Source organism: Nesterenkonia sp., assembly GCF_029265375.1.
Classification (GTDB): Bacteria; Actinomycetota; Actinomycetes; order Actinomycetales; family Micrococcaceae; genus Nesterenkonia.
Genome location: NZ_JAJUJJ010000029.1, coordinates 1 through 14112 on the forward strand (window position 1 = coordinate 1; position 14112 = coordinate 14112).

General features: G+C 67.1%; 10 protein-coding genes and 2 tRNA genes. 1 reads left to right on the forward strand and 11 read right to left on the reverse strand.

All coding sequences use genetic code 11. The annotated features are described in order from the left end of the window. Window positions 1-87: 87 nt before the first annotated feature. From Q1K09_RS10955 to Q1K09_RS10970, 4 genes are all read right to left on the reverse strand, one after another. Window positions 88-163, reverse strand: a tRNA-Glu gene (locus tag Q1K09_RS10955). A gap of 86 nt (window positions 164-249) precedes the next feature. Next, window positions 250-321, reverse strand: a tRNA-Gln gene (locus tag Q1K09_RS10960). A 78-nt stretch (window positions 322-399) separates the two neighbouring features. Beyond that, window positions 400-1941: a glutamate--tRNA ligase gene (gene gltX / locus Q1K09_RS10965; RefSeq protein WP_300345465.1), complete on the reverse strand. Its 1542-nt coding sequence runs from the start codon at window positions 1939-1941 to the stop codon at window positions 400-402. A 41-nt stretch (window positions 1942-1982) separates the two neighbouring features. Next, window positions 1983-2756, reverse strand: a complete 774-nt coding sequence (locus Q1K09_RS10970) for a fumarylacetoacetate hydrolase family protein (protein WP_300345466.1) — start codon at window positions 2754-2756, stop codon at window positions 1983-1985. A 61-nt stretch (window positions 2757-2817) separates the two neighbouring features. On the opposite strand from Q1K09_RS10970, the gene Q1K09_RS10975 reads away from it, so the two are divergent. Further along, window positions 2818-4500, forward strand: coding sequence for a DUF885 domain-containing protein (locus Q1K09_RS10975; RefSeq protein WP_300345467.1), 1683 nt, complete (start codon window positions 2818-2820; stop codon window positions 4498-4500). Between the two features lie 80 nt (window positions 4501-4580). On the opposite strand, the gene Q1K09_RS10980 is transcribed toward Q1K09_RS10975, so the two are convergent. The 7 genes from Q1K09_RS10980 to Q1K09_RS11010 form a co-directional block, all read right to left on the reverse strand. After that, window positions 4581-5657 (reverse strand): branched-chain amino acid aminotransferase, encoded by a 1077-nt coding sequence (locus Q1K09_RS10980; protein ID WP_300345468.1) that lies wholly within the window; start codon window positions 5655-5657, stop codon window positions 4581-4583. A gap of 111 nt (window positions 5658-5768) precedes the next feature. Continuing rightward, window positions 5769-6872 carry a 3-isopropylmalate dehydrogenase gene (locus Q1K09_RS10985; RefSeq protein WP_300345469.1) on the reverse strand — a complete coding sequence of 368 codons (1104 nt, stop codon included), beginning with the start codon at window positions 6870-6872 and terminating at the stop codon, window positions 5769-5771. A gap of 185 nt (window positions 6873-7057) precedes the next feature. Next, complete coding sequence (gene metG / locus Q1K09_RS10990) at window positions 7058-8668, reverse strand: methionine--tRNA ligase (RefSeq protein WP_300345470.1); 1611 nt, start codon at window positions 8666-8668, stop codon at window positions 7058-7060. Between the two features lie 15 nt (window positions 8669-8683). Beyond that, window positions 8684-10279, reverse strand: coding sequence for a phosphoglycerate dehydrogenase (gene serA / locus Q1K09_RS10995; protein ID WP_300345471.1), 1596 nt, complete (start codon window positions 10277-10279; stop codon window positions 8684-8686). A gap of 232 nt (window positions 10280-10511) precedes the next feature. Further along, entirely contained in the window at window positions 10512-11537 is a 1026-nt protein-coding gene (gene ilvC / locus Q1K09_RS11000) for a ketol-acid reductoisomerase (protein WP_300345472.1), read from the reverse strand. A 30-nt stretch (window positions 11538-11567) separates the two neighbouring features. Beyond that, the gene (ilvN, locus tag Q1K09_RS11005; RefSeq protein ID WP_300345473.1) at window positions 11568-12098 is read right to left on the reverse strand and encodes an acetolactate synthase small subunit; all 531 of its coding nucleotides are present in this window, start codon (window positions 12096-12098) and stop codon (window positions 11568-11570) included. 2 nt (window positions 12099-12100) lie between these two features. Then, complete coding sequence (locus Q1K09_RS11010; RefSeq protein WP_300345474.1) at window positions 12101-13978, reverse strand: acetolactate synthase large subunit; 1878 nt, start codon at window positions 13976-13978, stop codon at window positions 12101-12103. Between the last annotated feature and the right edge of the window lie 134 nt (window positions 13979-14112).

The following is a 14112-nucleotide window of genomic DNA, read 5'->3' on the forward strand; positions in this document are numbered from 1 at the left end:
CACATTCATGCCGCTTGCCCGTGCGCTATTCTCTCCAATGAAAAAGAGCCCCTGACCGGTAAATTTACTGGTCAGAGGCTCTTCAGGTGGTGACCCCAGCGGGATTCGAACCCGCGTTACCGCCGTGAGAGGGCGGCGTACTAGGCCGCTATACGATGGGGCCATATTCGTTTTTCGAAGGTTGTCGCCCTCATTTATGAGAGCTTCGATAGCCTATCAGGCTATCTGTCTGATTCGCAAATCAGACCGCTGGGCTACTAGGACTCGAACCTAGAATAACGGTACCAGAAACCGTCGTGTTGCCAATTACACCATAGCCCAAGGCTGTCTCTGCCCGTTCGGGCAACGCCACAATACTTTACACGACTCCAGGCCGAGACGGCAAACCAGCTCCAGCGCTCAGGCGCGGTCCTCGACCAGGCCTCGGAACCGAGCGATCCGCTTCAGGGAAGACTCCCGTCCCAGCAGCTCCATGGACTCGAACAGCGGCGGGGAGACCTTCCGCCCGGAGACTGCTGAACGCACTGCCCCGAAGGCTTTGCGCGGCTTGAGTCCCAGCCCATCGATCAGCGCCTCGCGCAGGGCCTGCTCGATGCTGCCAGTGGTCCAGTCCTGCTCCGTGATGGCCTCCAGCGCCGCCGTGGAGGAGTCCAGCACCTGGAGCACCTCCTCCGGCTGTCCGATTCCGCTGAATGCCTTGTCCTCAATCTCCAGCTGCTCATCCGGGACAAAGAGGAATGCCATCATGTCCGCACCCTCACCCAGCAGTGCAATGCGCTCCTGCACCAGCGGCGCAGCGCCGTCCACCAGCTGAGCCTCCCGCTCGGAGAGCTCCTGACCTACCAGCCCCTGGGCTCGCAGGTACGGCACCAGGCGGTCGCGAAAGTCCTTGGCCTCCAGCCGGCGAATATGGGTGCCGTTGATCGCCTCGGCTTTCTTCACATCAAAGCGGGCCGGATTGCCCAGCACATCGACGACGTCGAAGTTCTCCACCAGCTCCTCCACGGTGAAGATGTCCTCATCGGCCGAGAGGGACCAGCCCAGCAGAGCCAGATAGTTCAGCAGTCCCTCACGGATGAACCCGCGGTCCCGGTGGTGGAAGAGATTGGACTCCGGGTCACGCTTAGAGAGCTTCTTATTGCCCTCCCCCATCACATAGGGAAGGTGCCCGAAGGCCGGGAGCCGTTCGGCGACCCCCACCGCGTACAGGGCGCGGTAGAGCGCGATCTGCCGCGGTGTGGAGGAGAGCAGATCTTCTCCACGCAGCACGTGGGTGATCCCCATCAGCGCATCATCCACCGGATTCACAAACGGGTAGAGCGGCTGGCCGTTGCCGCGGGCCACCACGAAGTCCGGGGTGGAGCCGGCGGAGAAGGTGATCTCCCCGCGCACCAGGTCGGTGAAGGTGATGTCCTCATCCGGCATCCGCAGTCGCAGCACCGGCTGACGGCCCTCAGCGCGGAAGGACTCGATCTGTTCAGCGGACAGCTCGCGGTCGTAGTTGTCGTAGCCCAGCTGCGGGTCCCGGCCGGCGGCCTCATGCCGGGCCTTGATCTCCTCCGGGGTCGAGTAGGACTCATAGACGTAGCCGGCCTCCACCAGCTTGCCGAGCACCTCTGCGTAGATCTCGCTGCGCTGGGACTGGCGGTAGGGCTCGTGGGGGCCGCCGGTCTCTACGCCCTCATCCCAGTCCAGACCCAGCCAGCGCAGGGCCTCCAGCAGCTGGAGGTAGGACTCTTCGCTGTCACGCTTGGCGTCGGTGTCCTCAATGCGGAAGATCAGCTTCCCGCCGGTGTGCCGGGCATAGGCCCAGTTGAACAGGGCGGTGCGGATCAGCCCCACATGCGGTGTTCCGGTCGGTGACGGGCAGAACCTCACGCGCACCGGAGTATCGGCGTCGACGGTGGGGATGGCGGCCTCGGGAGCAGCGGGTGTGCTCATAGTGTGCTGGTGGGTCCTTTCATCAGCAGTGGTGAACCGGCTCAGCGCCGGAAGAAGTTGGTCAGGGTGCCGATGCCTTCGACTTCGGCTTCGAAGCGGTCGCCGTCAGTGATGGGTCCAACGCCGGCCGGGGTGCCGGTGAGGATCACATCGCCGGGAAGCAGGGTCATGGCTTGGGAGATGTAGGAGATCAGCTCAGCGACGCCGAAGACCATATCCGCCGTGGTGCCATCCTGCACGGTGGTCCCGTTGAGCCGTCCGGTGATCCGCAGATCTTCGGGATCCAGATCGGTCTCGATCCACGGACCCAGCGGAGCCGAGCCGTCGAAGCCCTTTGCGCGGGCCCACTGCCCGTCGGTGCGCTGAGCATCGCGGGCGGTGATGTCATTGGAGACGGTGTAGCCGAAGACCACCTCCGGCACCCGCTCAAGCGGCACATCCTTGCAGATCCGCCCGATGACCACCGCGAGTTCGGCCTCATAGCTGAACTCCTCGGCGAAGGCCGGCAGGGTGATGGGCTCATTGGGGCCGACCACCGCAGTGTTGGGCATCAGGAACAGCATGGGCGAGGTGGGCACCTCATTGCCCAGCTCCTGGGCGTGGTCCACATAGTTGCGGCCGACTCCCACGAGTTTGGAGCGGGGAATGATGGGAGCCACCAGCCGCACGTCGTCGAGCTTATGAGCGACCCCAGCCTCTTGGATGCCCTGGTAGAAGGGATCTCCCACCAGCTGGGTGATCATTTCCTCGCCCGGCTCGCCGGTGATGACTCCGTAGGCAGGATCAGCGTCGGTGACGAATCGGCAGATCTTCATGGTCTCACTCTATCGCCCGCAGGGTCTTGTCAGTGAGCCTCAGACTGGCAGGATAGTTCGCATGAGCAACCTTTCTGATGCGCGGACGCCCCGCCAGCTTGCCGATGCTTTCGTCTACGCCCTGGCCGACTTGGAACCCTCCGTCGCCACGACGCTGGGGCTGCGCCCCGGGGATGACCGGATGCCGGACTACTCTCCTGCCGCCCATCAGGCCCGGGCGGAGCTGGGCCGCAGCGTACTGGCCCGGTTGGAGGAGCTCGACGACGCCGGCTCGGCGGCGCACAGCGAGATCGAATCCCGATGCGCCCGGCTGCTGCGCGACCGAATCTCCGTGGAGCTGGAGGTCTACGAATCCGGCGAGCATCTGCGTGTGCTGCGCAATATCGCCTCTCCGGTGCACTCAGCCCGCTCCCTGTTCCTGCTCATGCCCACCGCCACTGAGGAGGACTGGGCGGTGATCGCCCGCCGGCTGGCGAAGTTCAACCAGTCCTATGCCAGCCTGCAGGAGACTCTGGAGGAGGGCCGGCGTCGTGGGATCTTCTCCGCGCCCCGGCAGGTGGAGACCATCATCGGCCAACTAGGCGAATGGACTGGCGGTGAGACCAGCTGGTTCCACGACTTCGTCTCCTCCGGACCGGAGCCGCTGGCCGGGGAGCTGCAGCGCGCCGCCGACGACGCCGCCGCCGCAGTGGAGAGGATGCGCCGCTACCTGCAGCAGACCTACCTGCCGGCTGCCGAGGGCACGCCCGACGCCGCAGGACGCGAGCGGTATCTGCTGAGCACCCGCAGATGGATGGGCGCATCCATCGACCCTGAGGAGGTCTACGCCTGGGGCTGGGCCGAGTATCAGCGGATCGATGGCCAGATGCGCGAGCTGGCCGAGCAGATCCGGCCCGGCTGCACGCCGGTGGAGACCATGCGGTGGCTGGACGAGCACGGCCGCCGGGTGGAAGGGGTGGATGAGGTCCAGACGTGGCTGCAGCGCATGATGGACACCGCCATCGACGAGCTGGACGGCACCCACTTTGACATCGCTGAGCCGATCCGGACAGTGGAGGCGATGATCGCCCCTGCCGGAAGCGCCGCAGCGCCCTACTACACCCGTCCGGCGGTGGATTTCTCCCGGCCCGGTCGCACCTGGCTGCCGACTCTGGGCCGGACAGTCTTCCCGGTCTACGACCTGGTCTCCACCTGGTACCACGAAGGTGTGCCGGGCCACCACCTGCAGCTGGCCCAGTGGGCCTACAAGTCGGAGGACCTCTCCCTGTTCCAGACCACCATCGGCTCCTCCTCCGGCACCACTGAAGGCTGGGCGCTGTATGCGGAGCGGCTGATGGATGAACTGGGCTACCTGGACGCCGAGGAGCGGATGGGATACCTGGATGCGCAGATGATGCGCGCCATCCGGGTGGTGATCGACCTGGGCATGCACCTGCAGCTGCGCATCCCGCAGGACTCGCCCATCGCCCCCGGAGAGACATGGACCCCGCAGCGGGCCGAAGAGTTCTTCGCCGCCCACTCCGGCCGGCCGGCGGACTTCATCGCCTCAGAGATCGTCCGGTATCTGGGCTGGCCCGGGCAGGCGATCAGCTACAAGCTCGGCGAGCGCGCCTGGCTCAACGGCCGCGACGCTGCCCGCCGTGCGCACGGGGACAGCTTCGACCTCAAGCAGTGGCATATGAAAGCCCTCAGCCTGGGCGCCTTGGGTCTGGATGACCTGGAGGAGACCCTGGCGCAGCTGTAGGCCCGCGGTCCGGGGCCGCCCCGCACCCCGGACCGGTGGCGCACGGAGCTGGGGCCGACGCAGCCCCGACCGCGGCAGCCTCAGGCCAGCTTATGCAGCCACCCGTGGCGGTCCTCCACAGTGCCGGTCTGGATGCCCAGCAGCTCCTCGCGGATCGCCTGGGTGACTTCCCCGGTGCCGGTGGAGGCGATGGTCTTCTCCCCGTCGACCAGCTCACCGATCGGGGTGATGACCGCTGCGGTGCCGCAGGCGAAGACCTCGGTGATGGTGCCGTCGGAGACGCCGCGGTCCCATTCCTCCAGAGTAATGCGCCGCTCTTCCACCCTCAGGCCGCGGTCCTGGGCCAGCTGGATCACCGAGGAGCGGGTCACGCCCTCCAGGATGGTGCCGGTCAGCTGCGGGGTGAGCAGCCGGCCGTCGTTGGTCACCAGGAACACGTTCATGCCGCCGAGCTCTTCGATGGCGTTGTCATGCAGCGGGTCCAGGAACAGCACCTGGTCGCAGCCCTTCTCGATGGCCTGCTGCTGCGGGGCCAGTGAGGCGGCGTAGTTGCCGCCGGTCTTGGCGTCACCGGTGCCTCCCGGGGCGGCACGGCTGTAGTCGCGGGAGACCCAGATCCGCACCGGCTTGAGCTCCCCTCCGAAGTAGTTGCCGGCCGGTGAGGCGATCACCCGGTAGCTGACCTCCTTGGCCGGACGCACTCCCAGGAACGCTTCGGTGGCGAACATGAAGGGGCGCAGGTAGAGGGCTTCGCCCTCGCCGGAGGGCACCCAGTCGCGGTCGACGGCGACCAGCTGCTCCAGGGAGGCCAGGAAGAGCTCCTGGTCCATCTCCGGCAGCGCCAGCCGGCGGGCGGACTTGTTCATGCGGGCCGCATTCGCCTCCGGCCGGAAGGTGTAGATGCTGCCGTCGGCATGCCGGTAGGCCTTCATGCCTTCGAAGATCTCCTGGGCGTAGTGCAGCACACTGGCGGCCGGATCCAGGCTGATCGGCCCATAGGGCTCAATGCGCGCGTTGTGCCATCCGGCATCGGCAGTCCAGTCCACCACCGCGGTGCGGTCGGAGAAGTTGGTGCCGAACCCCGGGTTCTGCAGGACCTCAGCGATCCGCTCAGCCGGAGTGGGGTTGGGATGATCGACGACGTCGAACTGAGTCATGGCTGGGTGGCCTTTCGTTCCGGTGTGGACGTGTATGGCACCACACTATCGCCGCATCACCGGCTGTGGGAGACCGCCCGGCGTCACCGCAGGCCGCAGTGGCCGCGCAGCTCAGCTGCTGCGCACCCGCTCAGCGAAGGCGTCGCCCCGCTCAGTGGTGCTCAGCCCCGCTGCGCCGTCGTCGCTGCGGGCCCAGTGGCTCAGCTGAGCGTGCACCGCCTGCTCCAGCCGGTTCGCCGCCGCGTCCAGTCCCAGGTGGTGGAGCATCAGCCCGGCCGAGAGCACCGCGGCGGTGGGGTCTGCAATGCCCTGTCCGGCGATGTCCGGGGCGGAGCCGTGCACCGGTTCGAACATGGAGGGGGCGGTGCCTTCGACGTTGATGGACCCGGAGGCGGCCAGGCCGATGCCGCCGGAGACGGCGCCGGCCAGGTCGGTGAGGATATCGCCGAAGAGGTTATCGGTGACGATCACGTCGAATCGCTGCGGGGAGGTCACCATATGGATGGTGGCGGCGTCGACGTGCATATAGTCCCAGCTGACCTGCGGATGACGGGAGGCCTCTGCCTCCACAGTGCGGCGCCACAGGCTGCCGGCGTGGACCAGCACATTGTGCTTGTGCACCAGGGTCAGGTGCTGGCCGCGGGCCTCGGCGCGGTCGAAAGCATCAGCGACCACCCTCCGCACCCCGTGGGCGGTGTTGATGGAGGTCTCGGTGGCGATCTCCTCGGCGCTGCCGCGGCGGATCACTCCCCCATTGCCCACATAGGGGCCTTCGGTGCCCTCCCGGACCACCACGAAGTCGAAGGGCTCCTGGGATGCCAGCGGAGTGCTGACTCCCGGATAGGTGCGCACCGGGCGGAGGTTCACGCTGTGGTCGAGTTCGAACCGCAGCTTCAGCAGCAGGTCCCGTTCGATCACCCCGGAGGGGATCCGCTCATCCTGCGGATCGGCGCCCACGGCGCCGAAGAGAATGGCGTCATGACCGCGCAGCTGGGCCAGGGTCTCATCGCTGAGGGTCTCGCCGGTCTCCAGCCAGTGGGCGGTGCCCAGGGAATACTCGGTGAAGCTGACCTGGGCATCTTCGGGCTCCAGGGCGGCGGCGAGGACCTTGCGGGCCTCGGCGATGACTTCCGGGCCGATGCCGTCGCCGCCGATCACGGCGATATCCAGGGACTGCGGGGAGTGCGCGCTCCGGGCGCCGGACTGCTCAGTCATGGATCACACAGTAGTGAAGTGTCACTGATACGACGACGGCGGCCGGCGCAGGTCTCAGCATCTGGAACCCGGAGCACGTGGAACCCGGCCCCGCGGTCCCAGGCCTCGGCGAAATCTCGGACCTGGGCGCGGCGTGCGCCCGCGCGTAGGCCCGGGGATGGCTTCGCCGGCAGGGGGCTTAGGGCTCAGCCCTCCTCGGGTTCCTCGTGGCGGGGGAAGATCGGCTTCGGCTTGGCGATGGAGGTGCCCGGTGCAAGCTGATCCGCGTACGCTGCGAAGGAGCGCGGGCCGGTGTTGGAGGCGTTGGTGGCCCCGGCGTCCCCGGATGCGGGCACGCCCAGCGCGTCCAGCAGCTGGGTGGCCGAGCCCGGCATCACCGGCTGGATGAGCAGCGCGACCTTGCGGATGACCTCAGCGGTCACATACAGCACTGTGCGCATCCGCTCCGGGTCGTCATTCTTCAGCTTCCAGGGCGCCTGCTCGGCGAAGTAGGCATTGGCCTCCCCCAGCACGTACCAGGTGCGCTCCAGGGCCCGGTGGAACTCCTGGACCTCGTAGGCGTCTCTGCTGATCTGCAGCAGCGATTCTGCCTGCTGGAGGATCTGCCGGTCGGCGTCGTCGTACTCCCCCGGCTGCGGAATAGCGCCGTCGCAGTTCTTCACGATCATCGACAGCGACCGCTGGGCGAGGTTGCCCAGATTATTGGCCAGGTCCGAGTTCTTCCGCGAGACGACGGCGTCGTGGGTGTAGGAGCCGTCCTGGCCGTAGGGGAACTCGCGCAGCAGGAAGAAGCGCACCGCGTCCAGCCCGTAGGTCTCCACCCAGGCTTCCGGCGCCACCACATTGCCCACCGACTTGGACATCTTCTCCCCGGCGTTGTGCAGGAAGCCGTGGATGATGACCCGTTTGGGCAGCGGCAGGCCTGCGCTCATCAGGAATGCCGGCCAGAACACGCAGTGGAAGCGGGAGATGTCCTTGCCGATCAGGTGCAGGTCGGCCGGCCAGAACTTCTTAAACCGTTCGGAGTCGGTGTCCGGGAAGCCGGCGCCGGTGAGGTAGTTGGTCAGCGCGTCGACCCACACGTACATCACGTGGTCCAGGGAGGTTTCGGACTCGGTGAGGTCCTTGGGCACCGGCACCCCCCAGTCGAAGGTGGTGCGGGAGATGGACAGGTCGTTCAGGCCGGCTTCGACGAACCGGATGACCTCGTTGAACCGGCTGCGCGGCCCTCCGTAGTCGGGATTGTCCCGGTAGAAGTCCAGCAGCGGCTGGGTGTACTTCGAGAGCCGGAAGAAGTAGGACTCCTCCTCCACCCACTCGACCGGCGTTCCGGTCTCTGCGGCGCAGCGCACGCCGTCCTCGCGCACCTCGGTCTCGCCCTCGGTGTAGAACGCCTCGTCGCGCACCGAGTACCAGCCGGCGTACTTGTCCAGATAGATATCCCCGGCTTCAACCATGCGCCGCCAGATCGCCTGCGAGGCCTCATAGTGGTCGGGGTCGGTGGTGCGGATGAACCGGTCGTAGGAGATGTCCAGCACCTCGTCGTCGACCTTCTTGAACGCCTCAGCGTTGCGGGTGGCCAGCTCGTAGGGGGTCAGTCCCTGGGCCTCAGCGTTCTGCTGCATCTTTTGGCCGTGCTCATCGGTGCCGGTGAGGAAGAAGGTCTCGTAGCCGTCCAGCCGCTTGAACCGGGCCATGACATCTGCGGAGATGTACTCATAGGCGTGGCCGATGTGCGGCTCCCCATTGGGATAGGAGATGGCCGTGGTGATGTAGTAGGCCGGCTTGTCTGCCATATCGGTTCTTCGCTCCTACTTCTCTTCGAGATCCACTTCCGCGGCCAGGGCGGCGTCGACCTCCGTGCTGATGGTCTCCAGCACCCCTGCCGGCAGCGCGGAGTCGATCGCCAGCACCGCCAGGGCGCGGCCTGCCTTGGTGTTCTGGCTGACCTGCATACCGGCGATGTTGATCTGGTGCTCGCCGAGGATCTTGCCCAGGCTCGCCACCACACCGGGGCGATCGTCATATTCGAAGACGATCAGATGCTCGGTCAGCGCGATCTCCAGATCGTAGCCGTTGATGCCGACGATCTTCTCGATCTGCTTCGGCCCGGTGAGCGTGCCGCGGACCGAGAGGTTGGTCCCGGAGGAGGTGGCCGCCCGGATAGTCAGGGCATTCCGGTAGTCCTCCACCTCGCTGGTGGTGGTCAGCCGGGTGGAGATGCCGCGCTGTTCGGCCAGCACCGGGGCGTTGACGTAGCTGACCGGGTCGTTGACCACATCGGTGAAGATGCCCTTCAGCGCGGCCAGCTGCAGGGCGGAGACGTTGAGTTCGGCGATCTCTCCGGCGGCTTCGGTCTCGACGTCGGTCAGCGCATCCTCCGCCAGGGCGGTGAGCACTCGTCCGAGCTTCTCGATCAGCGGGATGCCGGGGCGGACCAGCTCGTCGATGGCGCCACCGGCCACATTGACCGCGTCCGGCACCAGCTCACCGTCCAGGGCGAGCCGGACCGAGCGGGCCACCGAGACCCCGGCCTTCTCCTGGGCTTCGTGGGTGGAGGCGCCCAGATGCGGGGTGACCACCACGTTCTCCCGGGCGAAGAACGGCAGGTCGACGGTGGGTTCGGTGGCGAAGACGTCGACGGCGGCCCCGGCGATCTCTCCGGCCTCCAGCGCCTTCTCCAGGGCGTCTTCGTCGATCAGGCCGCCGCGGGCGACGTTGACCACATAGGCGGAGCTCTTCATGGCTGAGAAGGCTTCAGCTCCGAGCATGCCGATGGTTTCGGGGGTCTTAGGCATGTGGATGGTGACCACATCGGCCTTCTGGTACAGCTCCTCCAGGGTGACCAGCTGGGCGCCGAGCTGGTGGGCCCGGGCGGCGGTGACATAGGGGTCGTAGGCCAGGATCTCCATGCCGAAGGCGGCCATCCGCTCGGCGACCAGGCCCCCGATGCGGCCGAGGCCGATCACCCCGAGGGTCTTCTCCGACAGTTCCACGCCGGTGTACTTGGAGCGCTTCCACTCTCCGCGCTGCAGCGCCTGGTGGGCTGGGGAGATGTTCCGGGCCAGGCCCAGGATGTGGGCGCAGGTCAGTTCGGCGGCGGAGACGATGTTGGAGGTCGGGGCATTGACCACCATGACCCCGGCCTCGGTGGCGGCGGAGATGTCCACATTGTCCAGGCCGACTCCGGCACGGGCGACCACCTTCAGCCGGGGGGCGTGGGAGAGCACCTCGGCGTCCACCTGGGTGGCCGAACGCACCATGAGCGCATCCGCGTCGGCGATGTCGGAGAACAGCCGCGGACGGTCGGTGCCGTCGGACTGGCGGATCTCGAAGTCGGGGCCGAGAGCTTCAACGGTGGCGGGTGAGAGTTCCTCGGCGAGGACAACAACGGGACGAGTGCTCACAGAATCCTTCTTTGCGTGGTCAGCGTGGTCGCAGGGTCTGCCTCTTTCCGGAGGCTCCGGGGCGGAATCAGGCGGTGGGGGCCGACGTCGTATGCCGACCCCCCACCATCCTAGAGAGTTCTCACAGCCGATGAGGTGCCGACTGGGCTATCCCCGCCGGCGGACCGGCTGCAGGCCCGCGCCGCTGCGGCGGTCCTGGACCGTGGCGGGTTCCCCCGCCGGCGGGATGTCCTCAGCGTGCTGCGGTGCCCTCGGTGTAGTCGTCGTCGGTGGGGATCCAGGAGAACAGTTTGCGCAGCTGGCGCCCGGTCGACTCGATCGGGTGGGACTCGTTCTTGCGTCGCAGCTCGTTGAACTCCGCCGCACCGTTGCGCTGATCATCCATGAACCGCTTGGCGAAGCTGCCGTCCTGCACCTCGGCGAGCACGGCCTTCATGTTCTCCTTCACCTCCGGGGAGATGACCCGCGGGCCGGAGACGTAATCGCCGAACTCAGCGGTGTCGGAGATGGACCAGCGCTGCTTGGTCAGCCCGCCTTCGACCATGAGGTCCACAATGAGCTTCAGCTCGTGGAGCACCTCGAAGTAGGCGATCTCCGGCTTGTAGCCGGCCTCGGTGAGCACCTCGAAGCCGTACTGCACCAGCTGAGACGCGCCGCCGCAGAGCACCGCCTGCTCACCGAACAGGTCGGTCTCGGTCTCCTCGGTGAAGGTGGTCTCGATCACTCCGGCGCGGGTGCCGCCGATGCCCTTGGCGTAGGCCAGGGCCAGCTCCTTGGCCTTGCCGGAGGGGTTCTGCTCCACGGCGATCAGCGCCGGGACGCCGCGACCCGCCTCATACTCGCGCCGGACCACATGGCCCGGCCCCTTGGGGGCGACCATGGCGACGTCGACATCCTCGGGCGGGGTGATGTAGCCGAAGCGAATGTTGAATCCGTGGGAGAAGAACAGGGCGTTGCCGGCCTGCAGGTTCGGCGCGATCTCGGCGGAGTAGACATCTGCCTGGTGCTGGTCCGGCACCAGGATCATCACCACATCGCCGGCTGCTGCGGCCTCGGCCACGGTGGCGACCTTCAGCCCCTGCTCCTCGGCCTTGGCGCGGGAGGAGGAGCCCTCCTTCAGCCCGACGACGACGTCGACTCCGGAGTCCCGCAGGCTCAGCGCGTGGGCGTGGCCCTGGGACCCGTAGCCGATGATGGCCACGGTCTTATCCGCCAGCAGCGAGAGGTCGGCGTCGTCGTCGTAGTAGAGATCAGTCACGGTGTTTCTCCTTGTGTTGGGTCTGTGGGCTTATTTGAAGGCTTTGTCGGTCATGGATTTGGCCCCGCGGGAGATGGCCAGCGTTCCGGAGCGGACGATCTCGCGCACTCCGAAGGGCTCGAGCACTGAGAGCAGGGCGTCGAGCTTATCGGCGGCGCCGGTGGCCTCCACGGTCAGCGAGTCGGTGGAGACGTCCACGATCTTGGCGCGGAACAGCTCCACCGCCTGGGTGACCTGCAGCCGGGCGGCGGCGTCGGCGCGGACCTTGATCAGCAGGTGCTCGCGCTGCACGGAGGCGGCCGGCTCCAGCTCGATGATCTTGATGACGTTGATCAGCTTGTTCAGCTGCTTGGTGATCTGCTCCAGCAGGTGGGGGTCGGCATCGACCACCACGGTGATCCGGCTCAGGCCCTGAACTTCGCTGGGGCCGACGGCGAGTGAGTGGATGTTGAAGGCCCGGCGGGCGAAGAGGCCGGAGACTTTGGCCAGCACCCCGGGGACGTCTTCGACCAGCACGGAGAGGGTGCGGCGGGCCTCGGGTCCGGCGTCGGCTGCTGGCATGGTCAGTCCTCCTCGTCGAAGTCGGGGGTCAGGTTGCGGGCGACTTGGATGTCGCTGTTGGAGACCCCGGCCGGGACCATGGGCCAGACCATGGAGTCGCGGGAGACCACGAAGTCGATGACCACTGGGCGGTCGTTGATCTCAAGCGCCTGGGCGATGACTGAGTCGATGTCCTCCTCGCGTTCGCAGCGCAGGCCGGCGCAGCCGTAGGCCTCAGCCAGGGCCACGAAGTCCGGGATCCGCACCACCTGTTCGCCGGAGGGGCTCACCGCGGTGTTCAGGTGCGTATTGGAGTAGCGGGACTCGTAGAACAGGGTCTGCCACTGCCGCACCATGCCCAGCGAGGAGTTGTTGATGACCGCGACTTTGATGGGGATCTTGTTGATCGCGCAGGTGGCCAGCTCCTGGTTGGTCATCTGGAAGCAGCCGTCGCCGTCGATGGCCCATACGGTGCGGTCCGGGTTTCCGACCGCTGCGCCCATGGCCGCCGGCACCGCGTAGCCCATAGTGCCCAGGCCGCCGGAGTTCAGCCACTGCCGGGGCCGTTCGTAGCCGATGAACTGGGCTGCCCACATCTGGTGCTGACCCACGCCGGCGGCGTAGACGGCCTCGGGGCCGGAGGCTTCGCCGATGCGCTGGATGACTTTCTGCGGGGCGATCTTGCCGTCCTCCGGTTCGGTCCAGCCCAGCGGATAGGTCTCGCGCAGCCGGTTCAGCCGGGTCCACCAGGGGCTGTAGTCCGGCGCGCCGGTGCTGGCGGTGACCTCCCGCAGGGCGGCGGTCAGCTCCGGGATGATCGCCTCCAGTGACCCGACGATCGGCACATCGGCGTACCGGTTCTTGGAGATCTCGGCGGGGTCGATGTCGGCGTGGATGACCTTGGCCTCCGGGGCGAAGGTGTCCAGCTGGCCGGTGACCCGATCGTCGAAGCGGGCGCCGAGGGTGATCAGCAGATCCGCCTGTTGCAGGGCGGCGACCGCGGAGACGCTGCCGTGCATGCCGGGCATCCCCACGTTCAGCGGGTGGGAGTCCGGGAAGGCGCCGCGGGCCATGAGCGTGTTGACCACCGGGGCGCCGGCGGTCTCAGCGAGTTCGCGGAACTCCTGGTGCGCCTCGGCCTTGATGATGCCCCCGCCGATGTAGAACACCGGCCGGTGGGCTGCGGCGATCATGCGGGCGGCCTCGCGGATCTGCTTGGCGTGGCCCCGGGTGACCGGCTTGTACCCGGCCAGGCCCAGGCGCGGGGGCCAGGAGAACGTGGTGGTGGCGGCCTGGGCGCTCTTGGTGATGTCCACCAGCACCGGTCCCGGCCTGCCGGAGGAGGCGATGTGGAAGGCCTCGGCCATCACCTGGGGGATCTCATCGGCGTCGGTCACCAGGAAGGTGTGTTTGGTGATGGGGGTGGCGATGCCGACGATATCGGCCTCTTGGAAGGCGTCGGTTCCGATGACGCTGGCGTTGACCTGCCCGGTGATGGCCACCATGGGAACTGAGTCCATATGCGCATCAGCCAGGGGGGTGACCAGGTTGGTGGCCCCGGGCCCGGAGGTGGCGAAGCAGACGCCGACCTTCCCGGTGGCCATGGCATAGCCCTGGGCGGCGTGGCCGGCGCCCTGTTCGTGACGGACCAGGATGTGGTTGATCACCGGGGAGTCCATCAGCGGGTCGTAGGTCGGCAGGATGGCGCCGCCGGGGATGCCGAATACGTCGGTGACTCCGAGCTCTTCGAGGCTGCGCACAATGGCCTGGCTGCCGGTCATGGTCTCCGGCGCTGTGCTGCGTCCGGGGCCGTAGAGGCGCGCATCAGCGGTGGTGATGCGCCCGGCCCGCTCAGGATGCGCGGCGGCCGCTGCGGGGCTTTCCTGTGTGGGAGTGCTCATGAGTTCTTCCTGATCCCTTGAGTAGTGTTCCGACCCGTCCGATGCCCCTGCACAGACGAAACCCCGGCTCGCGGAGTCCCTGTCCAGGGCCCTCGTGCCGGGGTGAGCTGTGGTATGCGTCAGTGCGTGCCAAC

Coding starts and splice junctions, on each gene's coding strand:
- Q1K09_RS10985 (WP_300345469.1), bottom strand. CDS start 6,872: ATGACTGAGCAGTCCGGCGCCCGGAGCGCGCACTCCCCGCAGTCCCTG.
- gltX (WP_300345465.1), bottom strand. CDS start 1,941: ATGAGCACACCCGCTGCTCCCGAGGCCGCCATCCCCACCGTCGACGCC.
- Q1K09_RS10970 (WP_300345466.1), bottom strand. CDS start 2,756: ATGAAGATCTGCCGATTCGTCACCGACGCTGATCCTGCCTACGGAGTC.
- ilvN (WP_300345473.1), bottom strand. CDS start 12,098: ATGCCAGCAGCCGACGCCGGACCCGAGGCCCGCCGCACCCTCTCCGTG.
- Q1K09_RS10975 (WP_300345467.1), top strand. CDS start 2,818: ATGAGCAACCTTTCTGATGCGCGGACGCCCCGCCAGCTTGCCGATGCT.
- metG (WP_300345470.1), bottom strand. CDS start 8,668: ATGGCAGACAAGCCGGCCTACTACATCACCACGGCCATCTCCTATCCC.
- Q1K09_RS11010 (WP_300345474.1), bottom strand. CDS start 13,978: ATGAGCACTCCCACACAGGAAAGCCCCGCAGCGGCCGCCGCGCATCCT.
- Q1K09_RS10980 (WP_300345468.1), bottom strand. CDS start 5,657: ATGACTCAGTTCGACGTCGTCGATCATCCCAACCCCACTCCGGCTGAG.